Annotated in this window: 22 protein-coding genes; 11 read left to right on the top strand and 11 right to left on the bottom strand. The window is 66.7% G+C overall.

The features are described from left to right. Nucleotides 1–206 precede the first annotated feature (206 nt). Entirely contained in the window at nt 207–980 is a 774-nt protein-coding gene (locus tag ACE3Q6_RS00365) for a 3-hydroxybutyrate dehydrogenase (protein WP_374426431.1), read from the top strand. Next, entirely contained in the window at nt 965–1990 is a 1026-nt protein-coding gene (locus ACE3Q6_RS00370; RefSeq protein WP_374426434.1) for a patatin-like phospholipase family protein, read from the top strand. The genes ACE3Q6_RS00365 and ACE3Q6_RS00370 overlap by 16 nt, the downstream gene beginning before the upstream one ends. On the opposite strand, the gene ACE3Q6_RS00375 is transcribed toward ACE3Q6_RS00370, so the two are convergent. The 5 genes from ACE3Q6_RS00375 to ACE3Q6_RS00395 all read right to left on the bottom strand — a co-directional run bounded on the left by ACE3Q6_RS00375 (nt 1987) and on the right by ACE3Q6_RS00395 (nt 5785). Continuing rightward, complete coding sequence (locus ACE3Q6_RS00375; protein WP_374426437.1) at nt 1987–2670, bottom strand: DUF502 domain-containing protein; 684 nt, start codon at nt 2668–2670, stop codon at nt 1987–1989. The two genes, ACE3Q6_RS00370 and ACE3Q6_RS00375, sit on opposite strands and share 4 nt — an antisense overlap. Before the next feature lie 80 nt (nt 2671–2750). Next, on the bottom strand, nt 2751–3668 hold the full coding sequence (locus tag ACE3Q6_RS00380; protein ID WP_374426439.1) for a pseudouridine-5'-phosphate glycosidase: 918 nt from the start codon (nt 3666–3668) through the stop codon (nt 2751–2753). Continuing rightward, nucleotides 3661–4230 (bottom strand): DUF1349 domain-containing protein, encoded by a 570-nt coding sequence (locus ACE3Q6_RS00385; RefSeq protein WP_374426442.1) that lies wholly within the window; start codon nt 4228–4230, stop codon nt 3661–3663. Before ACE3Q6_RS00385 ends, ACE3Q6_RS00380 begins: the two co-directional genes overlap by 8 nt. Next, on the bottom strand, nt 4227–5117 hold the full coding sequence (locus ACE3Q6_RS00390; protein WP_374426445.1) for a PfkB family carbohydrate kinase: 891 nt from the start codon (nt 5115–5117) through the stop codon (nt 4227–4229). The genes ACE3Q6_RS00385 and ACE3Q6_RS00390 overlap by 4 nt, the downstream gene beginning before the upstream one ends. Nucleotides 5118–5158: 41 nt before the next feature. After that, the gene (locus ACE3Q6_RS00395; RefSeq protein ID WP_374426448.1) at nt 5159–5785 is read right to left on the bottom strand and encodes a TetR/AcrR family transcriptional regulator; all 627 of its coding nucleotides are present in this window, start codon (nt 5783–5785) and stop codon (nt 5159–5161) included. 179 nt (nt 5786–5964) lie between these two features. Between ACE3Q6_RS00395 and ACE3Q6_RS00400 the strand changes: the two genes are divergently transcribed. The 3 genes from ACE3Q6_RS00400 to tsf all read left to right on the top strand — a co-directional run bounded on the left by ACE3Q6_RS00400 (nt 5965) and on the right by tsf (nt 8945). Beyond that, on the top strand, nt 5965–6900 hold the full coding sequence (locus ACE3Q6_RS00400; protein ID WP_374426451.1) for a homocysteine S-methyltransferase family protein: 936 nt from the start codon (nt 5965–5967) through the stop codon (nt 6898–6900). A gap of 300 nt (nt 6901–7200) precedes the next feature. Beyond that, complete coding sequence (rpsB, locus tag ACE3Q6_RS00405; protein ID WP_374426454.1) at nt 7201–7965, top strand: 30S ribosomal protein S2; 765 nt, start codon at nt 7201–7203, stop codon at nt 7963–7965. Between the two features lie 71 nt (nt 7966–8036). Further along, the gene (gene tsf / locus ACE3Q6_RS00410) at nt 8037–8945 is read left to right on the top strand and encodes a translation elongation factor Ts (RefSeq protein ID WP_374426457.1); all 909 of its coding nucleotides are present in this window, start codon (nt 8037–8039) and stop codon (nt 8943–8945) included. Between the two features lie 297 nt (nt 8946–9242). Here the strand turns inward: tsf and ACE3Q6_RS00415 are convergent, their stop codons facing one another. From ACE3Q6_RS00415 to ndk, 4 genes are all read right to left on the bottom strand, one after another. Then, the gene (locus ACE3Q6_RS00415) at nt 9243–10025 is read right to left on the bottom strand and encodes a helix-turn-helix transcriptional regulator (RefSeq protein ID WP_374426460.1); all 783 of its coding nucleotides are present in this window, start codon (nt 10023–10025) and stop codon (nt 9243–9245) included. 174 nt (nt 10026–10199) lie between these two features. Beyond that, complete coding sequence (gene gph / locus ACE3Q6_RS00420) at nt 10200–10868, bottom strand: phosphoglycolate phosphatase (protein ID WP_374426463.1); 669 nt, start codon at nt 10866–10868, stop codon at nt 10200–10202. After that, complete coding sequence (gene rpe / locus ACE3Q6_RS00425; protein ID WP_374426466.1) at nt 10861–11550, bottom strand: ribulose-phosphate 3-epimerase; 690 nt, start codon at nt 11548–11550, stop codon at nt 10861–10863. The genes gph and rpe overlap by 8 nt, the downstream gene beginning before the upstream one ends. Nucleotides 11551–11725: 175 nt before the next feature. Further along, on the bottom strand, nt 11726–12148 hold the full coding sequence (gene ndk, locus ACE3Q6_RS00430) for a nucleoside-diphosphate kinase (protein WP_374426469.1): 423 nt from the start codon (nt 12146–12148) through the stop codon (nt 11726–11728). A 125-nt stretch (nt 12149–12273) separates the two neighbouring features. On the opposite strand from ndk, the gene ACE3Q6_RS00435 reads away from it, so the two are divergent. The 3 genes from ACE3Q6_RS00435 to ACE3Q6_RS00445 all read left to right on the top strand — a co-directional run bounded on the left by ACE3Q6_RS00435 (nt 12274) and on the right by ACE3Q6_RS00445 (nt 15437). After that, entirely contained in the window at nt 12274–14124 is a 1851-nt protein-coding gene (locus ACE3Q6_RS00435) for an ABC-F family ATP-binding cassette domain-containing protein (RefSeq protein WP_374426471.1), read from the top strand. Between the two features lie 65 nt (nt 14125–14189). After that, nucleotides 14190–14810, top strand: coding sequence for a MarC family protein (locus ACE3Q6_RS00440; protein WP_374426474.1), 621 nt, complete (start codon nt 14190–14192; stop codon nt 14808–14810). 51 nt (nt 14811–14861) lie between these two features. Next, on the top strand, nt 14862–15437 hold the full coding sequence (locus ACE3Q6_RS00445) for a TIGR02281 family clan AA aspartic protease (protein WP_374426477.1): 576 nt from the start codon (nt 14862–14864) through the stop codon (nt 15435–15437). 87 nt (nt 15438–15524) lie between these two features. Here ACE3Q6_RS00445 and ACE3Q6_RS00450 read toward each other — a convergent pair whose 3' ends face one another. Then, the gene (locus tag ACE3Q6_RS00450) at nt 15525–15992 is read right to left on the bottom strand and encodes a DNA polymerase III subunit chi (protein ID WP_374426480.1); all 468 of its coding nucleotides are present in this window, start codon (nt 15990–15992) and stop codon (nt 15525–15527) included. A gap of 94 nt (nt 15993–16086) precedes the next feature. Continuing rightward, on the bottom strand, nt 16087–17556 hold the full coding sequence (locus ACE3Q6_RS00455) for a leucyl aminopeptidase (RefSeq protein ID WP_374426482.1): 1470 nt from the start codon (nt 17554–17556) through the stop codon (nt 16087–16089). A 151-nt stretch (nt 17557–17707) separates the two neighbouring features. Between ACE3Q6_RS00455 and lptF the strand changes: the two genes are divergently transcribed. From lptF to ACE3Q6_RS00470, 3 genes are read left to right on the top strand one after another with little or no spacing between them, the layout of a single operon-like run. Further along, the gene (lptF, locus tag ACE3Q6_RS00460; protein WP_374426485.1) at nt 17708–18820 is read left to right on the top strand and encodes an LPS export ABC transporter permease LptF; all 1113 of its coding nucleotides are present in this window, start codon (nt 17708–17710) and stop codon (nt 18818–18820) included. Further along, nucleotides 18817–19914: an LPS export ABC transporter permease LptG gene (gene lptG, locus ACE3Q6_RS00465; protein ID WP_374426489.1), complete on the top strand. Its 1098-nt coding sequence runs from the start codon at nt 18817–18819 to the stop codon at nt 19912–19914. The genes lptF and lptG overlap by 4 nt, the downstream gene beginning before the upstream one ends. A gap of 1 nt (nt 19915) precedes the next feature. Further along, nucleotides 19916–22054, top strand: a complete 2139-nt coding sequence (locus tag ACE3Q6_RS00470; protein ID WP_374426492.1) for an LPS-assembly protein LptD — start codon at nt 19916–19918, stop codon at nt 22052–22054. Nucleotides 22055–22101 lie beyond the last annotated feature (47 nt).

A 22101-nucleotide genomic window follows, 5' to 3' on the forward strand; every position in this document is an offset into this window, starting at 1 on the left:
TGAATCAATTCAAACTTTTAGCTTGGCCATCGGCGGAGAGGGGACTATAAAGACCTTACTGCTCGATAGGTTTCTTGCCTGTATGAAACCTGCCTCAAAGACTGAACGCCGGCCTTGTGCCGGCGTTTTTTTCATCTTCCTTCCGTGACTTACGTTCATCCGCGAGGCATGCAATGCTTTCGCAAGTGCAGCATTTGGAGGGTGGGATGACACTTTCGGGCAAGCGGGCGGTCATCACGGGGTCGAACTCGGGGATCGGGCTGGGGGTGGCCGAGGCGCTGGCAGCGGCCGGGGCCGAGGTGATTCTGAACAGCTTCACCGATCGGCCGGAGGATCACGAGCTGGCGGCCGAACTTGGCGTGCGGCACGGGGTGGCGGCGCGGTATATCGCGGCCGACATGTCCAAGGGGGCGGAGTGCCGCGGGCTGATCGAGAAGGCGGGCGGCTGCGACATCCTGGTGAACAACGCGGGCATCCAGTTCGTGAGCCCGGTCGAGGAGTTTCCGGTCGAGAAATGGGATGCGATCCTGGCGATCAACCTCAGTTCCGCCTTCCACACCATCGCCGCCGCCCTGCCCGGGATGCGCAAGAAGGGCTGGGGCCGGATCGTCGACATCGCCAGCGCGCATGGCCTGACCGCCAGCCCGTACAAGAGTGCCTATGTGGCGTCCAAGCACGCGGTGGTGGGTTTGACCAAGACCATCGCGCTGGAGACGGCGGGGCAGGGGATCACCTGCAACGCGGTCTGCCCGGGCTATGTGCTGACCCCTCTGGTCGAGGCGCAGATCCCCGAGCAGATGAAGGTGCACGGGATGGACCGCGAGACGGTGATCCGCGAGGTGATGCTGCAGCGCCAGCCGAGCCGCCAGTTCGCCACGACCGACCAGGTGGGGGGCACGGTGGTTTTCCTTTGCAGCCCGGCGGCTGACCAGATCACTGGCACGACAATCAGCGTAGATGGCGGATGGACCGCGCTGTGAGGCGGGTCAGCCTGGCCCTGCAGGGCGGAGGCGCGCATGGGGCCTTCACCTGGGGTGCCCTGGACCGGTTGCTTGAGGAAGAGGACCTGGAGATCGAGGGGATCTCGGGCACCTCGGCCGGGGCGCTGAACGGGGCGGCGCTGAAGGCGGGGCTCATCGCCGGTGGCCGGGGTTCGGCGCGGAAGCGGCTGGACCGGCTCTGGGAGCAGGTGGGCGAGGTCGGCGATTTCCGGATGCTGCCCTGGATGGCGGCCTTCCTGCCCGCGCTGCGCTTCTGGCAGACGGCCAGCGCGGCCCTGCTGCCCTTTTCGCCCCAGGGCGTCGCGGCGCAGCTGTATTCGCCCTACCTTTTCGGTAGCCGCTGGCGGAATCCGCTGGAGCCGGTGGTGCGGGACCTGAACTTCAGCCATGTCTGCGCCGGGGACGGCCCTAACCTGTTCGTCAGCGCGACCAACGTGCGGACGGGCAAGATCAAGGTCTTCCACGGCCTGGAGATCACGCCCGAGGCGATCCTGGCTTCGGCCTGCCTGCCCTCGGTGTTCCAGACCGTCGAGATCAACGGCGAGGCCTATTGGGACGGCGGCTATTCTGGCAACCCGGCGCTGTTCCCGCTGTACGAGCCGCACCTGCCGGACGACATCCTGGTCGTGTCGATCAATCCGATGCGGACCGAGGACATCCCGGACACGCCCTTGGAAATCCAGAACCGGATCAACGAGATCAGCTTCAACGCGAGCCTTTTGGGAGAGTTGCGCGCCATCAACTTCGTCCGCCGCCTGATCGCCGAGGGCCGGCTGGAGCGGGGCACGATGAAGGCGGTGAACGTCCACATGATCTCGGACGACGGGCTGATGAACGACCTGTCGGCGGATTCGAAGCTGTCGCCGACACCGCTTCTGCTGGGTCGGCTGAAGGCCGCGGGGCGGGTGGCCGCAGAGCGGTTCCTGGCGGAGGGCGGCCAGCGGATCGGGCAGGAGCCAAGCACTGACCTGCGGAACCTTCTGGCCTAGACGAGCGGCTCTTTCGGCATCGGGTAGACGAGCCCGCCGGAGACGATCAGCTTGGCCGCGTCATCGACACCCATGTCCATGACGATCAGGTCCTTGGTCGGGACGAAGAGCAGCATGCCCGACGTGAAGGGCGTGAGGCCCACGAAGACCGCCGACATGTCCGGGCCGATGGCGGCGAGGCGCTCGGCCAGTTCGCCCTTGGGCCGGGTGGACATGAAGCCAAGCGCCCAGGAACCGGCACGGGGAAACTCCACCAGGACGACCTTGTCGAAGCTTTTGTCCTTCTTGTTGAAGAAGGTCTCGGCCACCTGCTTGATGCCGGAATAGACCGAGCGGACGACTGGCATCCGTTCGACCAGGTTCTCGCCCGAACGGATGACCGAGCGGCCGATGATGCCCTTGGCCAGCCAGCCGATGATGATGGTGACGATCAGGAAGACAAGGACACCGACACCGCGGACGGGAAATTCGTATTCGGGTCCGAACCAGCGGCCAATCACGGCGTCGGGCTGCCAGTAGGCGGGGATCAGCGGCAGGATCCAGCCGTCAAGCCAGCCGATGAAGGCCCAGACGATGTAGATCGTCAGGCCCACGGGCAGGACGACGACAAGGCCCGTCAGGAAGCTGGCGCGCAGGCTGCCGAGGAAGCCGCGACGGTGAGGATTGTGCGGATCGGTCACGAGTGGTTGTCCCCTTCGGCCCCTATCTAGGGGGTCGGCCACGCGCTTCGCAAGGACGCGCGCGGCAAATCGCGGGAAATTCAGCCCGGGGCGACCAGTTCCCGGGCGATCGCCGCGCCAAGACGGGCATTGTTCAGGACCAGCTCGATGTTCGCTGTCAGGGATCGGCCTTCGGTCAGCTCGAAGATGCGTTGCAGGAGGAACGGCGTGACGGCCTTGGCGGCGATGCCCTGCGCCTCGGCCTCGGCCAGCGCGGCTTCGATATGCGGCATGATCTCGGCCCGGGGGATTTCGGCGGTGGGCGGGATCGGGTTCGCGACAAGCTGGCCGCCGGGCAGGCCGAGGCGGGCGCGCATGGTCATGGCGGCGGCGATGTCGCGGGCGCTGTCCATGCGCAAGGGTGCCTTCAGGCCCGAGGAGCGCGACCAGAAGGCCGGGAAGTCGTCCTGGCCATAGGCGATGACCGGGACGCCCAGGGTTTCAAGGTATTCCAGCGTCTTCGGCAGGTCGAGGATGGCCTTGGCGCCCGCGGCCACCACGGTGACGGGCGTCTCGGCCAGTTCGCGCAGGTCGGCGGAGATGTCGAAGCTCGTCTCTGCCCCGCGATGGACGCCGCCGATTCCGCCGGTGGCGAAGACCTTGATCCCCGCGAGATGGGCGCAGATCATCGTGGCGGCGACAGTGGTGGCGCCGGTGCCGCCTGTGGCAAGGCAGGCGGCGAGGTCGGCGCGGGAGAGCTTCGCCACGCCCTTCGCCTGGCCAAGCGCGTCAAGCTGCGCGTCGGTCAGGCCGACATGGATCTGCCGGTCGAGGATCGCGATGGTTGCAGGTGTCGCGCCATGTGCGCGGACTTCGGCCTCGACCTTGCGGGCCGTTTCCACATTCTGCGGGAATGGCATGCCGTGCGTGATAATCGTGCTTTCCAAGGCGACAATCGGGCCGCCCTTGGCATGGGCCTCGGCCACCTCGGGCGAAAGGGTCAGGGGCAGGTCAATCATGGAGCGTCCGATCTATGGCAGGACCGCAGGCGTAGTCCTGGAATGTGGCGGTGAAGCCCGCACGCTCGGGCGAGCAGGCCATGATGCCGACCTGGGCGGGACCGGCGTCGAGATAGCCGAGCCGGGTCATGAGCCAGCTGCCGTCGGGCCGTTGCACCTGGACGCGGATCGCGTCGGCATGGCGGGTCAGGCGCAGGCGCAGGCGGTCGGCGGCGAAGGGCAGGGCGACGATGGACCAGTCCGAGCGGTCGTTGGTTATGACGGTAGAGAAGAACGCCTGGCCGTCGGTGTATTCGACCCCGGCCTTGACCCAGAGCGTGTCGTCCAGCCGCAGCATCAGCCCGGCCTGATCGTACAGCGCCTCGTAGCGCGCGGCGATGGTGACCTCGGCCGTAAAGTCGCCGGTGACGGGGTGGTGGAAGAAGTGCCCGCTGTCGCGGATGAAGCCGTAATGCGTCTTGCGCCAGAAATCGGTGCGGTTGCCCGTCGTCAGGGTCAGCGTCCCGCCCTTTACCGTCGCCTCAGGCGGCGGGTTCAGCCAGGTCATCCCGTCGAAGCTCATGATCCGATGTCCCCCGAGACATATGTGGCCGCCGCGCGCAGCGCCTCGTCCAGCGCTTCCTGCCGGGTCGCCCCGCGCCGTTCGGCCACCAGATGCGCCGCCATGAACGTGTCGCCCGCCCCGGTGACCCGCGTCACCAGGACCTTGGGCGGCTGGCCCATGACCACGCCTTCGTCCCGGCGCCCTTCGGCGGCGAGGTCACCGCCATTGGTCACGAGGACCCGGCCCGCGCCCCGGGACAGAAGCGCCTGGGCGGCTTCGGGCGCGGTGGCGGCTTCGGAACGGGCGAGGATGTTGGCCTCTTCGAGGTTGACGTAGAGAGTGGCCGAGGGATGGTCTAGGAGCGGAAGCAGACGGCCTGCCTTGCCCGGCGAGGCCGGTGCCACGCGCAGGTCGGCTGCCGCGAAGAGGGGCGAGGCGGCGATGTCCGCCAGAAGGGATTCCGTCAGGTTGCCGTCCAGCGCGATGGGGCCGGACCAGGGGGCGCCGGCGGTGCCGAGCCGGCCGTCGGCTAGGGGGCGGAGGATCTTGTCGCCCGCGGCCTCCAGCGAATGGGCGTCGGCCACGGCGGCGATCAACCCGTTTGCGCCTTCGATCCCCATATATCGGTCGGTGGGCAGGTCCTCGGACCGGTAAACATGCGCGGTCAGGAGGCCCAGTCGGTCGCAGGCGGCGATCAGCTCGTCCCCCTCGGCATCCCGGCCAATGGCGGTCAGCAGGGCAGGGGTCATCCCAAAGCGACGGAGCGTCATCGCGATGTTCATCGCCACCCCGCCCGGCAGCCGGGTGATCCGGCCGGGCACGTCCGAGCCCAGCCGCATCGAGGTGGGCGAGCGGCCGATGATGTCCCACAGGACGGAACCGATGCAGAGGATGTCTGGCGTCATGCCCCCTTGTGGCGCGGGCTTTGCCGCGCTGCAAGAGGGGCCTAGCCCTGGTAAAGCGCCTTGATCATCTGCCGTGCCAGCAGGACCTGGCGGATCAGCACCTGCGGATCGCCCATCCCGCGGGCCAGGATGATCCCGCCTTCCATGACCGCGTTGACATGGTCGGCGAGTTCCGCGGGATCGACCGGCTCGCGCGGGGGATAGGTCTCGGCGATGCGCCGGAACAGCGCTTCGAAACGGTCGCGGAAGGCCAGAAGCGCACGGCGGTTCGCGGCCTTGACCTCGGCATTGAAGAGCCGGTCCTGATAGGTGGCCGAGGCGAGGATGCAGCCGGGATAGCCGCCGGGAATCTCCTGGAACGCCTCGGCCATCAGGCGCAGGGTGATCAGCATCTGCTGCAGCGGGTCGTCGGACAGTTCCGCGGCGCGGGTGATGATGCCATCGATCATCCCGGCTTCCTGCAGGATGTGCCGTTCGATCAGGGCCCGCGCGAGGGCGTTCTTGTCGGGGAAGTGGTAGAAGAAGCCCGCCCGGCTGATCTCGACCGCGGCGGCGATCTCGTCGATCGAGGTGGCGTCGAAGCCCTTGGCGACCACGGCGTCATGCGCGACTTCGAGAATGCGCTCGCGCTTGCCGCGGGTGGGGCGGTCGATGATGTCGTCTGCCATCTGGTTGACTCGCAGTAGAGTTGACGGCGGCTTCTGACGGGCCGCTTTGCAGGGAACTGGCACAACCATCTGATCTGAAACGGATTTCCCCAGAACCCGAAGTGTACCACAGGTCGGCTGTCGGGAAAACCCGTCGGGGCGCATAAGCGGTCATCATGAACCGAAGATTGGATGACCGAATGACACGGATCGACAGATTGATGACGACCAGCCGCCCCTGGCCCGCCGACGCAGGGCTGGAGACCTTTGCCATCTTCAACGAGGGGCGTGACCTGCCGCAGTTCGCCTCGTTCGTGCTGCTGGAGGATGCCGACGGCCGCGGGATCCTGGACCGCTGGTTCACCACCTTCGTCGACATGGCGCGGGCAGGGGGCACGGGGTTCGTTCTGGATACGGCCACCTGGCGGGCCAACATGGGCTGGGCCGGTGCGCTTGGGCTGGACGAAGCCGGGATCGCCCGGATCAACGCCGAAGCGGTGCGCTGGGCCAGGGCCTTCCGTGACCGGCACGAGACGGCGGAGCTTCCGGTCCTGGTGAACGGGGTGGTCGGGCCCTCGGGCGACGGCTACCGGATCGACGCGGCCCGCAGCGCTGCAGAGGCCGAGGCGGTCCACGCCACCCAGATCGACGCGCTGGCCGCGGCCGGGGTGGACATGGTGACCTCAGTGACGATGACCTATCCCGATGAGGCGATCGGCATCGCCCGCGCGGCAAAGCGGCATGGTCTGCCGCATGTGATCAGCTTCACGGTCGAGACCGACGGTCGGGTCGTCTCGGGGATGTCGCTGCACGAGGCCATTGCGGCGGTCGAGGCGGCGACCGACGGAAGCCCGCTCTTCTACATGGTCAACTGCGCGCATCCGACGCATTTCGGAACGGCGCTTCCCGGCCCGATGCGCGACCGGATCGGGGGCATCCGCGCCAACGCCTCGCGCCTGAGCCACGCCGAACTGGACGAGGCGACGGAACTGGACGATGGCGACCCGGCGGAGTTCGGCACGCTCTACGCCGAGTTTCCGCGCGTTCTGCCGAAGTTGCGGATCATCGGCGGCTGCTGCGGCACCGACCATCGCCATGTCGGCGCAGCCTGCGGCCATCTGCACCGGGCGGCCTGAGATGTGGCCCTTCATCCGACGGCGCCGGGACGGGGCGCCCCGCGACCCGCGAATGCGCGCGGACATGGGCCTGCTCCCAGTCGTTTCGGCCCATGCGGCTCTGATTTCCGCCCTGGGGCTTGGTAACCGGCGGTGATGCCGCGCTTTGCGCTTGCAGAACGGCGCGTCCTGGCATAAGGACGCGCCACTTCACAGGTGTCGTCGGGGCTGATGCGGGGAGAAATCCCGTGCGGTCCACCGGTTGCCCCCAAAAGGGGTGAAGACGGCGGCGCCGAGGTTCAAACCGGAAAAGGATATAGCATGGCTCTTCCCGAGTTCTCCATGCGTCAGCTGCTTGAGGCTGGCGTTCACTACGGCCACCAGACCGCCCGCTGGAATCCCCGCATGGGCGAGTACATCTACGGTGACCGCAACGGCATCCACATCATCGACCTGACCCAGACTGTTCCGCTGCTGGACCAGGCTCTCAAGGTCGTGCGCGACACCGTCGCCAAGGGCGGTCGCATCCTCTTCGTCGGCACCAAGCGTCAGGCCCAGAAGCCGATCGCTGAAGCCGCCGAGAAGTGCGCGCAGTACTACATGAACCACCGCTGGCTGGGCGGCACGCTGACCAACTGGAAGACCGTTTCCCAGTCGATCCAGCGCCTGAAGCAGCTGGACGAGATCCTGGGCGCGGGCGGCGAAGGCCTGACCAAGAAAGAGCGTCTGGGCATGGAACGTGACCAGGCGAAGCTGCAGGCCAGCCTTGGCGGTATCCGCGAAATGGGCGGCACCCCGGACCTGATCTTCATCATCGACGTTGGCAAGGAAGACCTCGCCATCCTGGAAGCGCAGAAGCTGGGCATCCCGGTCGTGGCCGTGGTCGACACCAACTGCTCGCCCAAGGGCGTGACCCATGTGATCCCTGGCAACGACGACGCGGCCCGCGCGATCCAGCTGTACTGCGACCTCGTGAGCCGTGCGGCTCTGGACGGCATGTCGGCCCAGATGGGTGCGGCGGGCGTCGACCTGGGCGCGCTGGAAGCGGCTCCGGAAGAAGAAGCGGTCGCTGAAGCCGAGGCCTGAGGCTTCGCGTTTCCAAGACTTTCACCCGGCGGGCCTGATCCCGCCGGGTCACCTGTTTCAAGGAGAGAGACATGACTGTCACCGCCCAGATGGTGAAGGAACTGCGCGAATCGACCGGCGCGGGGATGATGGATGCGAAGAAGGCGCTGACCGAGGTTGGCGGCGACATGGAAGCCGCGGTTGACTGGCTGCGCACCAAGGGCCTGGCCAAGGCCGCCAAGAAGGCCGACCGCGTCGCGGCCGAGGGCCTGATCGGCGTGGCCGTCACGAACGGCAAGGGCGTCGCGGTCGAGATCAACTCGGAAACCGACTTCGTGGCCAAGAACGAGGATTTCCAGGCGCTGGTCCGTGACGTGGCGAACGTCGCGCTGACCACCGGCGACTCGGTCGAGGTGGTGAAGGCCGCGCATCTGAACGGCAAGACCGTCGAGACCGTCATCCAGGAAGCCATCGCCCGCATCGGCGAGAACATGACCTTCCGTCGCCTGCACGTGCTGGAAGGCGACACCGTCGTCTCCTACGTCCACAACGCGGCCACCGCGGGCATGGGCAAGATCGGCGTGCTCGTCGCGCTGAAGGGCGACAAGGCCAAGGCCGAGGAAATCGGCAAGCAGTTCGCGATGCACATCGCCGCGACGAACCCGCTGTCGCTGTCGGAAGCCACCCTTGACCCGGCGGTGGTGGAGCGTGAGCTGGCCGTCCAGACTGCCAAGGCGCTGGAAGAGAACGCAGCCTCCGCGAAGCCCAAGCCCGAGCAGGTGATCCACAACAACATCATCCCGGGCCGGATGAAGAAGTTCCTTGCCGAGAACACGCTTCTGGGCCAGGCCTTCGTGATCAACCCCGATCTGACCGTGGAAGCCGCGGCCAAGGAAGCGGGCGTCGAGATCACCGGCTATGCCCGCGTCGCCGTTGGCGAAGGCATCGAGAAGAAGCAGGAAGACTTTGCCGCCGAAGTGGCGAAGGCTCTGCAGGGCTGATCTGCCGGAAGGCAGGGCAGGGGGCCGGTGCGCAAGCGCCGGCCCTTTTTGCTGCGCGGAAAGCGCGGAAATGGAAACGGCGCGGTTCCGGGGAGAACCGCGCCGCACGTCCTGCCCCGACCCTTGGGGATGAGGGTATGGGAGAGCAAGACATTAATACGGCCAACTGAATAGCGGCCAGACCGGAAATAAGAAGCAGTGCCAGCCAAGGTCCGCTGGTCCGCGTGGCCTTTGGTTTCCCTAAGGTCACCTTGACCTTGTGACATGTGACGCGTTCGTGAACGAGTGCGGAATACCCTACCTCGCGGCTTGGGCGACTTCGGGCAGGCGCTGGAAGATCATGTTCAGGAGCGCGCCCTTGGCGACCGCCTGGGCGGTGGTTTCGACCGCCAGCGCCTCACGCGCAAGGCGCAGGTGCTTTTCGACCATGGCCGGCGAGACGCCCATCAGAAGCGCCACATCCTGCGTCGTCTTGCCATCGGCCACCCATTCCAGCGCCTCGCGCTGGCGCGGCGACAGAGCCCGGTGGCGCGAGAGCTGTGGCAGGTGCACGATGGTCAGGTGCATCATGTTCGCCACGGCCATGATCTCGTCCTTGCGGGTGGCAAAGATCTCGTCCACCCGCGCCGGCGTGATCCCCGGATCGGCAATCAGCCCCAGCGCGCCCTTGGAGCGCGAGGAGACTTCGGGGAAGCTGACGGACATGCCGGCGACGATCCCCAGGGCCGCGTTCTGGCGCACGGCCTCGGCCTCTTCGGGGGAAAGACGCCCGGCCTCGAAGGCCTCTTTCACCCAGGACCAGGTGCAGGCGCCCGAATTGTGCTCGGCCCAGCGGAAGACCGGCGTCTTGGAATAGAACCCGCCCTGGAAGTAGCGCTTGACGTAATCGGCGTCGCAGGTGGTCAGGAACAGCGCATCCTCGGGATCGCCGATGGTCTTGAGGTGCTTGAACCGCGTGAAGCCATAATTGGCGCGGCTGAAGCCCAGGCTGGCGAAATATCCGGTGGCACGCTCCCAGGCCTCGTCGATCGAGGAGGCGGCGGCGATGCGGTTCAGCAATGCAAGAATGGTATCACTCATCTTCATCTTCCCTGTTGCCCTTGAACGCCGTCTGCGGGTCGCTTGCCCCGACGGCATTCCAGACTTGGACGTGAGATAAGGCCGGTTTCCTTGGCTTGTCTACGTTTAGCACACCCAAAAGGCGTGCAAAGCGTGCAGATGACGGAAGTTGTCACCCTTTTGGGGCAACTCTCGCTAAAGTCGAGCCGCGGAATGGGCGACGAGGCGGGGCAGGGCGGCGTGGTGGTCGAAGATCAGCCGGGCGCCGAGCGAGTCGGCCGGAGCCTTGCGATAGCCCCCGGTGAAAAGCGCGAATGGCACGCCCGCACGGGCGGCGGTTTCGGCATCGACCTCGCTGTCGCCCACGAAAAGCGCCCGGCCAGGCTGGAGCGCCGAAAGGGCGGCGAGCAAGGGTGCGGGGTCGGGCTTGCGTTGGGGCAGGCTGTCCCCGCCGATGACGACGGGGAAAAGCTCTGTCAGGCCGAAGTGCTGCAGGACGGCGCGGGTCGGGCCGGCCGGTTTGTTCGTGCAGATGCCCAGACCATGACCGGCTGCCGCGAGGTCCAGGAGCATGGTCTTGACGCCCGCATAAAGTGTCGTGAGATCAAAGGCTTCTTCGTAGATGCTAATGAAGCTTTCGACCAGTTCAGCGTGCAGTTCCGGGTCCTCCGCAAGACCCTGGTGCGCCATCAGGCGACTGACCAGCACGCCCACGCCGTTGCCGATGAAGCCCCGGACCGTTTCCTGAAGAAAAGCAGGCAAGCCTTTGGCACCAAATACGAAATTTGCCGCCGCGTGTATCTGCGGCGCGCTGTCGATCAGGGTGCCGTCCAGGTCGAAGACCAGGTTGATGGGGTCAGGCAATCGCAGCCTCGGCCGCTGCCCGGATCGCCCGGATGTTCACGCCATAAGGTGCGGGGTTGTCGACCGAGCCGCCCTTGAACACCGCAGAGCCCGCGACCAGCACGTCGGCACCGACCCTGGACACCAAGGGGGCCGTGGTCGCGGTGATCCCGCCATCGATCTCGATATGGACAGGGCGGTCGCCGATCATCTGCCGCAGGCGGGCGATCTTCGCGATCTGGCTTTCAATGAAACTCTGACCGCCGAAGCCCGGGTTCACCGTCATCACGCAGAAGAGGTCGACCATGTCCATGAGCTCAGCCACGGCCTCGACCGGCGTGCCGGGATTGATCGCAACGCCTGCCTTTTTCCCAAGCGCGCGAATGGCTTGCAGCGTGCGGTGAATGTGGGGGCCAGCCTCGACATGAGCGGTGATGACGTCGGCTCCGGCCTTGGCGTAGGCTTCCAGATAGACGTCGACCGGAGAGATCATCAGGTGGACATCCATGACGCCCTTGATGTGCGGCCGGATCGCCGCGCACATCGCCGGGCCGAAGGTCAGGTTCGGGACGAAATGGCCGTCCATCACATCGACATGCACCCAGTCCGCGCCTTGCGCCTCGATCGCGCGGCATTCGGCCCCGAAGTTCGCGAAATCCGCAGCCAGGATGGAGGGGGCGATCTTGATGGAACGGTCGAACATGGGGCAGGCTCCAGATGGGTTGGCGCTGCATATCCCGGCATATGCGGCCTTTCCAGCATCCATTACATTACATAATACTGATTATCCGATATTTGTGTGCAGCGGCGCCGACCCCGCCCCGCAATGAAAAACGGCCCGGTCGCGTGACCGGGCCGCCTAAAACTTCGTGGGAAGATCAGCCGACCAGTTCGAGGCCGGAGAAGAAGAACGCGATCTCGCGGGCGGCGGACGCTTCGCTGTCCGAGCCGTGGACCGAGTTCTCGCCCTTCGACAGCGCGAATTCCTTGCGGATCGTGCCAGCGGCAGCGGCGGCCGGATCGGTCGCGCCCATCACTTCGCGGTTCTTCGCGATCGCGCCTTCGCCTTCCAGGACCTGCACGACGACCGGCTCGGAGGCCATGAAGGCGCAGAGCTCGCCGTAGAAGCCGCGCTCCTTGTGCTCGGCGTAGAAGGCGCCGGCCTGGGCGGGCGTCAGGTGAATGCGCTTCGAGGCGACGACGCGCAGGCCGGCGTCCTCGAACTTGGCAATGATCTTGCCGGTCAGGTTGCGCTTGGTCGCATCGGGCTTGATGATCGACAGGGTACGTTCAACGGCCATGTGGCTCTCCATTCTTGGGGGCCTTCGTGGCCCTTTCCGGATGGCGGGCTGCTATCACGCGCGGCGACCTTTGAAAAGGTGCGGCGGCATTGACGTTTCGGGCCGGTTCAGGCACTTCGCTGCCCATGCTGAAGATCGAGGACATCACCTACAACGTCGAAGGCCGCCCCCTGTTCGAGGGCGCATCCGCGACCATTCCCACGGGCCACAAGGTCGGCCTCGTGGGCCGCAATGGCGCGGGAAAGACGACGCTGTTCCGCCTGATCCGCGGCGAGCTGGCGCTGGAGGGCGGGACGATCACCCTGCCCCAGCGCGCCCGGATCGGCGGCGTGGCGCAGGAAGTGCCGTCCTCGAACACCTCGCTTCTGGATACGGTGCTGGCCGCCGACACCGAACGCGCGGCGCTGATGGCCGAGGCTGAAACCGCCCACGATCCCCACCGCATCGCCGAGATCCAGGCGCGGCTGGCGGACATCGACGCCTGGTCGGCCGAGGGCCGGGCCTCCAGCATTCTCAAGGGCTTGGGCTTCGATGCTGAAGAACAGCTGATGCCCTGCTCGGCCTTCTCGGGCGGCTGGCGGATGCGGGTCGCGCTGGCGGGCGTGCTCTTCGCGCAGCCCGACTATCTGCTCCTTGACGAACCGACCAACTACCTCGACCTCGAAGGCGCGCTGTGGCTGGAGTCCTACCTCCAGAAATACCCGCACACCGTCCTCATCATCTCCCACGACCGTGGGCTACTGAACCGGGCTGTCCAGGGCATCCTGCATCTCGACAACCGCAAGCTCACCTATTGGCAAGGCGGCTACGACCAGTTCGCGCGCCAGATGGCCGAACGCCGGGCCGTGTTGCAGGCCGAGGCGAAGAAGGTCGAAGCCCGCCGCGCGCATCTGCAGTCCTTCGTCGACCGCTTCAAGGCCAAGGCGTCGAAGGCCGTGCAGGCGCAGTCCCGCGTGAAGATGCTGGAGAAGCTGACCCCCATCACCGCACCGGAAGAGGCGAAGAAGGTGGTGTTCAGCTTCCCTGCCCCCGAGGAACTCGCGCCCCCGATCATCAACCTGGACGGAGCCGCCGTGGGCTATGGCGGCCCGCCGGTGCTGAAACGGCTGAACCTGCGGATCGACCAGGATGACCGGATCGCGCTTCTTGGCAAGAACGGTGAGGGAAAGTCCACGCTTTCCAAGCTTTTGGCGGGGAAACTTCAAGCGTCCGAGGGCAAAATCGCCCGGTCGTCGAAACTGCGGATCGGGTATTTCGCCCAGCACCAGGTGGATGAACTGCACCTGGACGAGACGCCCCTCCAGCACATCATGCGCCTGCGACCCGCCGAAGGTCAGCCGAAGCTGCGGGCGCGGCTGGCGGGCTTCGGGTTGATGGCGGACCAGGCCGACACGGTCGTCGGGCGGCTCTCGGGCGGGCAGAAGGCGCGGCTCTCGCTTCTCCTGGCCACCATCGACGCGCCACATCTTCTGATCCTGGACGAACCCACGAACCACCTCGATATCGAAAGCCGCGAGGCGCTGGTCGAGGCGCTGACCGAATATCCCGGCGCGGTGATACTGGTTTCCCACGACATGCACCTTCTGGGCCTGGTGGCCGACCGACTCTGGCTGGTCAAAGGCGGCGCGGTGACCCCCTATACCGAGGACCTGGAGGCCTATCGTCGCCAGCTTCTTGCCGGCGACGAAGAGGTGAAGGTCGCGCCAAAACCCGTTGAAAAGAAGCCGAAACCCAGCCGTGACGAGATGCTGGCGCTGAAGGCCGAGGTCCGCAAGTGCGAAGACCGGCTGGAGAAGCTGAACGACATGCGCGACAAGCTGGCGAAGAAGCTGGCGGACCCGGAGCTTTACGAGGACGGCCGCAAGGGCGAACTGGAGACCTGGAACCGGAAGTACGCCGAGGTGATGGAAGCGCTCGACAAGGCCGAGGCGCTTTGGCTGACGGCGCAGGAGAAGCTGGAACTGGTCAGCGCCTGAGCGCTGGAGGTTCCGCTTCCCAAACGCGGTGGCTCCGCCTACCCTGCCGGAAAGCTGGAGCCGAGATGCCCGAGACAGCCTTCCTGATCACAGCCTTCGCCACGCTTTTCGTGGTGATCGACCCGCCTGGACTCGTCCCGCTCTTCATCGCGCTGACCCGCGGCATGGGCCCTGAAAAGCGGCGCGCGATGGCGCGGCGGGCGTGTATCATCGCGGCCTGTCTTCTGCTGTTATTCGGGGTCGCGGGCGAGGCGATCCTGAGCTTCATCGGGATCTCGATGCCTGCCTTCCGCATCGCGGGCGGGATCCTGCTGTTCCTGACTGCGCTGGACATGCTCTTCGAACGCCGCACCCAGCGGCGTGAGGGGCAGACGGCGGAGCCGGACCATGACCCTTCCGTCTTCCCGCTGGCTACGCCCCTCATCGCGGGTCCGGGGGCGATCGCTTCGGTGATCCTGCTGGTGGGCGAAGCGGGGCCAGCCTGGGGCGGGACGCTGGCGGTGCTGGGGCTGATGGTCTTGATGATGGCGGTGACCTACGCCTTCCTTCTGGCCTCGCCGCCGCTGGAGCGGATGCTGGGCCGGACCGGGGTCATCGTCATCACCCGGCTTCTGGGGATGCTGCTGGCCGCGCTATCGGTGCAGTTCGTGATCGACGGCGTGCGCGGCACCGGGCTGATCGGGTGACCTTTCCAAGCCCGCCCCCTGCCCCCATATCTGCCTGAACCGGAGGTTCGGATGGACGGAGAAACCCTGGCCCGGGTGGGCTATCTGGCGATCATCCTGGTCGCCCTTGGCGGCTGGGTGATGGTGGAGTTCCGCCAGCGGATGGGCCAGGCGCTGCGGATGGGGCTGGCCTGGGGCCTGATCTTCGTCGGCATCATCGCGGGCTACGGTCTGTGGTCGGACATCCGGCGGGACGTGATGCCGATCCAGGAGGTCGCCGCCAGCGGCGCGGTCGAGGTGCCGCGGTCGGCGGACGGGCACTATTATCTCACCCTGGTGATCAACGGGACCTCGGTGCCCTTCATGGTCGACACCGGGGCCTCGGGGATGGTGCTGGGCTCGCGCGATGCCGAGCGGCTGGGGATCGATCCGGAGAGCCTCGCCTTCCGGGGGCAGGCAAACACGGCCAACGGGGTGGTCCGGACGGCGCGGGTGTCGCTGGACACGGTCGAGCTGGGGCCGTTCCGGAACGAGAATTTCGGGGCCTTCGTGACCGAGGGACAGCTGGATCAGTCGCTGCTGGGGATGGATTACCTGGGCCAGTTCCGGATGGAGTTCGACGGGGCGAAGCTGGTCCTGCGGCAATAGTGTCCACGGTGGACATTTCCTAGTCCGCCATATCTTTCAAATACTTGCCGTTTCGCGTTAGGGTGGCGTTAACCTCTGCCCTGGCCCTTAGCGCGCGGCGCTTTCGGCCTTCTTTTCCCAGCGGCCCGACTCTTCGGACCAGTATTGCGCGGCGTGCCCGGCGGCAGTCATCGCCTTCCACTGGCCACGGGCGGCCTGCAGCCGGTCGGGGTCGTTGCCGTCGAAGAGGACCCAGACCCGCTCCATCGCGGCGATCTCGGCATCGGTGGCCCCTGCCCCGTCCACAAGCGCAAGGACCTTCGCGCCATTCGCAGGCTGACCGAGACCGAGGAGAACCGGCTGGTCGGCGTCATGCGGCCCGCCCTCGAGCCCGTGCGGCAGGAAACTTTCGTCGCCGCCCCTTAGCCAGAGTTGACCGTCCAGCCGCTCCAGCGCCGCCGGGTCGGTCCCGCGCACCATGACGCGCCAGCCCTGCTGCAAGGCCCGGGGCGCGTTGACGGCCAGCGTATCGGCGGGGGCCGACTGCATCAGGTGGAAAAACATCACCGTGCCCATGCTGGTCCTTCGGGTCCGCTCGTCGTGCGTCTGCGACTTCTCCTCGCTGGCGCGCCGTCCCGCGAGGAGCGATGCGGCACGCGAGCGAGGAGCCTTACTTCTCGAACCGGTCGCGGATCAGGCGGTCGAGCGCCATGACGCCCCAGCCGGTCGCGCCCTTCGGGGCCAGTGCGGTTTCGCCCTTGGTGAGTGCCGTGCCCGCGATGTCGAGGTGGCACCAGGGCGTTTCCGGCTTGACGAAGCGCTGGAGGAACTGCGCGGCGGTGATCGCGCCGCCGTCGCGGCCGCCCACGTTCATCATGTCGGCAATGCGCGATTTCAGCTTGGCGTCATAGGCATCGCCCATCGGCATCCGCCAGGCGCCCTCTCCTTCCGCCTTGGCGGCGGCGAGGAAGGCGTTGCAGAGCTCGTCGTTGTTGGAAAAGACGCCGGTGTTTTCATGACCCAGGGCGATGATGATCGCGCCGGTCAGCGTCGCGAGGTCGATCATCCCGGTGGGTTTGAAGCGTTCCTGCGCGTACCACATCACGTCGGCGAGGACCAAGCGGCCCTCGGCGTCGGTGTTGATCACCTCGATCGTGTCGCCCTTCATCGATTTCACGACGTCGCCCGGACGCTGCGCGCGACCGTCGGGCATGTTTTCCACGAGCCCCACGAGACCGACCACATTGGCCCTGGCCTTGCGGAGCGCCAAGGTCCGCATGACACCGGCGACGACGCCCGCGCCGCCCATGTCCATCGTCATCTCTTCCATGCCCGCGGCGGGCTTGATCGAGATGCCGCCGGTGTCGAAGACGACGCCCTTGCCGATCAGCGCGAAGGGCGCCTCGCCCTTCTTCCCGCCGTGCCATTGCATGACCACGACCTTGGACGGGCTTTCCGACCCCTGCCCCACGCCCAGGAGCGCGCCCATGCCGAGCTTCATCAGCTCTTCTTCCTCGAGGATCTCGACGTCGAGGCCAAGCTCCTGCATCGCGGCCAGGCGGGCGGCGAAATCGTGCGTGGTCAGGACGTTGGCCGGTTCGTTGACAAGATCGCGGGTGAAGAACACGCCCTCGGCCACGGCGGCCATCGGGGCTGCGGCGCGGGCGACGGCCTCGGGGTTCGTGGCCATGAGGGTGACGGCACCGGGGGCGGTCTTCTCGCCCGTCTTGTGGCTGTCGAAGTCATAGGCGCGCATGGCGAGGCCAAAGGCGATGTCGGCGGCGCGGGCATGGGCTTCGGCGAGGATCAGCGTGTGCCCTGCCCCGTGGGCCTTGCCGATGGTCGCCCCGGCCTTGCGGGCCTGGGTCTGGTCGGCCTTTTTCGGCAGGCGGACCAGCTGGACGGCATCGGCAGCAATGCCGGGTGGAAAGGCGAGCTCCATCGCTTCGCCGGGCTTGAGCTTGCCGAAGGCCTCCGACCCCGCCGCGCGGGCCAATGCGCCCTTGGTCAGCCGATCCAGCCGCCGGAAGCCCGGGCTTGCCGGCTGGCTTGCGTCGGCCAGGACCACGATGCTCCCGGTGGCGGCGGCCAGGGCCTCGAGGTCGGTGGCCTGGAACTGGATCGGCAGGGGTTTCGGCATGATGAACCTTTTTGTCCGTCGGGATCTTTGCGCCTTGGCGGCACATCGCCGGGAGGCTACAGCCGGGTCCGCCGATTGGCCAGATACCAGTTTTCGCCGCTGGCTAATTCCGCTAGGGTCGCGCCTAGATGTTGTAGGGACGAAGCAGGGCGTGTCTAGATTCGACAGATATCTCTTGTCGCAACTGCTGTCGCTGTTTGGCTTTTTTGCGCTGGTGCTGGTCGCGGTCTACTGGGTCAACCGGGCGGTGGGCCTGTTTGACCAGCTGATCGGCGACGGGCAGTCGGCGCTGGTCTTCCTGGAGTTCTCGATCCTGACGCTGCCGAACGCGATCCGCCTCGTCCTGCCGGTCGCAGCCTTCGCGGCCACGGTCTATGTCGTGAACCGGCTGATGCAGGAATCCGAGCTGGTGGTGATGCAAGCCACGGGGTTTTCCGCCTTCAGGTTGGCGCGGCCGGTGCTCTACTTCGGGCTGACGGTCATGGTCATGCAACTGGTGCTGACCAACGTACTGGTGCCCGCCAGCCAGCGCATCCTGAGCGAGCGGTCGGCCGAGATCTCCGAGAACATCACGGCGCGGTTCCTGAATGCCGGGCAGTTCATGCATCCCTCAAAGGGCATCACGCTTTACATCCGCGAAATCAGCCCGACCGGAGAGATCCTGGACCTGTTCCTGGCCGATGAGCGGTCGGAGACCGAGCGCGCGGTGCATACGGCGCGCAAGGCCTTCCTGGTGCGTGGAGAGGTGGCGCCTAAGCTGGTGATGGTGGATGGCTCGACCCAGCGGCTGAACCGGGCCAGCGGGCGTATGACGGTGACGCGGTTTTCCGACTTCACGCTGGACCTGGCGGGGCTGATCTCGGTCGGCGGGACGGGCCCCTTGGCGCTGAACGCGTTGCCGACGCCCGTGCTGATCACGGCATCGCCCGAGGCGGCGGCGGTGACGGGGGCGAGCGTGGCGCAGATGCAGGAGGAAGGGCATTCGCGGCTGGCGGGCCCGCTTCTGGCGGTGGCTGCGGCGCTGATCGGGTTCGCGGCGCTGATGCAGGGGTCCTTCTCGCGCTTCGGGCTGTGGCGGCAGATGGCGGTAGCGGTGGGGCTTCTGATCGCGATGCAACTGGTCTGGACCTGGGGCGGGGCAACGGCGCTGGAGCGCGACGGTGCCTGGCCCGCGGTCTACCTGGCGCCGGTGGCCGGGATCCTGGTGGCGGGCGCGATGCTTTGGTGGGCGCAGCGGCCACGGCAGAGGCGGGTCTTCGCATGACGCTGAGCCTTTACATCGCGCGGCGCTTCCTGGGGTCGGTGGGACGGGTGTTCCTGGCCTTCTTCGTGATCCTGATGCTGATCGACATGATCGAGCAGCTCCGGCGGTTCTCGGATGCGGGGATCGGGCTTGCGGGGGCGGCGCGGCTGTCGCTTTTCAGCGTGCCCGAGACGCTGTACCGGATCCTGCCCCTGATCCTGATCATGGGGGCGATCGCGAATTTCCTGGGCCTCGCGCGGTCGTCCGAACTGGTCGTGGTGCGGGCGGCGGGGCGGTCGGGGCTGCGGTTCCTCATGACGCCGCTTCTGGTGTCGATCGCGCTGGGGCTGCTGGCGGTGGCCTTCTTCAACCCGATCGTCGCCGCGACGTCGAAGGCCTATGACGACATGCGGTCGGAACTGAGCCAGGGCGGGCGGTCGGTGCTGTCGGTGGCGGATACGGGGCTTTGGCTGCGGCAGGGCTCGGCCGAGGGGCAGACGGTGATCCAGGCGGCGCGCTCGAACCTGGACGGGACCGAGCTCTTCGGGGTCACCTTCCTGGGCTTCGACATGGAGGGTCGTCCGACGCGGCGGGTCGAGGCGGAGACAGCGAAGCTGGTGGAAGGCGCCTGGGAGCTGACCGGGACCAAGACCTGGGACTTGGCGGCGGCCAACCCGGAGCTGACCGCGACGCGGGCCGAGGGGCCGGTCGCCCTGCCCTCGGACCTGACGCCCGAGAGGATCCGGGACAGTTTCGGCACGCCCTCGGCCATCGGGTTCTGGGACCTGCCGGGATATATCGCGGACCTGGAGCGCGCGGGCTTCTCGGCCCAGGCCTACAAGCTTTGGTACCAGATGGAGCTGGCGCTGCCCTTGCTGATGGCGGCGATGGTGCTGGTCGCGGCGGGGTTTACGATGCGCCATGTCCGTTTCGGCGGCACGGGGCGGATGGTCCTTTTCGCGCTGCTGGCGGGCTTCGGCTTCTACTTCCTGCGGAACTTCGCGCAGGCCCTGGGGGACAGCGGGCAGATCCCGATCCTGCTGGCCGCCTGGAGCCCGCCGGTCGCCGCCGTCATGCTGTCGCTCGGCCTGCTGCTGCACCTGGAGGAAGGCTGACATGGTGCGGCTTCTGGCGTTTCTGGCGCTTCTTCTGTCCCTCGCCCTGCCCGCCGCGGCGCAGGACAGCGCGACGCTGGTCTCGGACAACCTGGAGATCACCGGGGATACGCGCCTGATCGCGGACGGGAACGTGGAGGTCTTCTTCAAGGGTCGCCGCCTCAAGGCCAGCCGCATCGTCTTTGACCAGGAAACCGACCGGCTGGAGATCACCGGCCCCATCGTGCTGACCGAGGAGTCGGGCGAAACCCTGATCCTGGCGAGCCAGGCCGAACTGGCCGCGGACCTGTCCGAGGGCATCCTCACTAGTGCCCGGCTGGTCCTGAACCAGCAGTTGCAACTGGCCGCGAACCGGATGATGCGCGTCTCGGGCCGGTACACCGCGTTGCAGAACGTCGCGGCCTCGTCCTGCAAGGTCTGTCCCGGCAGCCCGACCCCCTTGTGGGAAATCCGCGCCCGCCGCGTCGTGCATGACGAGGTCGAGCGGCAGATCTACTTCAACCGCGCCCAGTTCCGGATTGCCGGCGTCCCGGTGCTTTACATCCCCCGCCTGCGGATGCCCGATCCGACGCTGAAACGGGCCACGGGCTTCCTGATGCCGTCGATCCGCACCACTTCGGACCTCGGGACCGGGATCCGGGTGCCCTATTTCATCGTCCTGGGCCAGTCGGCCGACCTGACGCTGACCCCCTATTTGACCGCCCGGCAAAGCGAAACGCTGGGCCTGCGCTACCGCCGGGCCTTCGCGACCGGGTGGATCGAACTGGAGGGGGCGGTGACCCGTGACCAGCTGATCGAGGGCGAGACCCGTGGCTATCTGCGGGCGAAGGGGTATTTCCAGCTGCCCGAACGGTTCCAGCTGAGCTTCGATGGCCAGACCGTGACCGACCGGTCCTATCTGCTGGACTATGGCATCGACAATTCCGACCGGCTGGACAGCCGGGTCGAGATCAAGCGCACGCGGCGCAACGAACATATTTCGGGGCGCATCATCAGCTTCCAGACGCTGCGCGACACCGAGACCAACACCACGATTCCGACCGTGATCGCGGACCTGACCTTCCACCGCCGCTTTTCCCTGGGACCCCTGGGGGGCGAAGGCGGGCTGCGGCTGCAGACCCACAACCATTCCCGCAGCTCCACGGACCCCGTGGACCGCAACGGCGACGGGATCGCCGATGGCCGGGATCTGGGGCGGATCTCGGCCCGGATCGACTGGCGGCGCAGCTTCCTTTTGCCGATGGGGATCGAGGGCACGATCCTTGGCGAAGTGACGGCGGACGCCTATACCATCGCAGAGGACGCGACCTTCGGCGGCAGCACCAGCCGCACGCATGGCTCGGCCGGGGTCGAGCTGCGCTGGCCCTGGAGCAAGACCGAAGCCGGCGGCGCGGTCCAGGTGATCGAACCCGTCGTGCAGCTTGTCTATGCATCTTCGAACGCCGAGCGCCTGCCGAACGAGGATTCCGTGCTGGTCGAGTTCGATGAGGGCAACCTCTTCGCGCTGGACCGCTTTCCCGGGTCCGATGCCGTCGAGCGCGGGCCGCGGGCCAATGTGGGGATCAGCTGGACCCGCCACGACCCGAATGGCTGGTCTATGGGGCTTACGCTAGGCAGGGTCTTTCGGGAAAGCGATCTTGGCCAGTTTGGCCCCGGCTCGGGCCTTGCGGGGGACAGGTCGGACTGGCTGGCGGGGGCGACGTTCACCCTGTCGGACAGCCTGGCGCTGAGCGGCCGCGTGGTGCTGGATGACGACCTGAGCGTCACCAAGGCGGAAGCCCGCTTCACGCTGAGCTCGCCGAAGACCGCCTTCAGCTCGTCGATGATCTGGGCCGTGGCGGACCCGCTGGAAAACCGCCCGGACCCGATCCAGGAGATCACCTTCGACGCGCGCCGCAAGATCAACCCCAACTGGACCGCGAAGGTTTCGGGCCGCTACGATTTCGAGGGCGATCAGGGCACTCTGGCCGGGCTGGGTCTGGAGTTCCTGAACGAATGCGTGCGGTTTGACGTTTCCCTCTCGCGTCGTTTCACGTCATCCACTAGTGTGTCGCCGACGACGGATTTCGGCCTGTCGCTGGACCTGGTGGGCTTTGGCAGCGGTGTCACCGGGGGTCCCGCACGGACCTGCAGGCAATAGCAAGGGCGGGCCAAAGACCCGCGGCATGAGGAAGAGCGACGCAAGCG

Source organism: Tabrizicola sp. (assembly GCF_041913445.1).
GTDB lineage: Bacteria > Pseudomonadota > Alphaproteobacteria > Rhodobacterales > Rhodobacteraceae > Tabrizicola.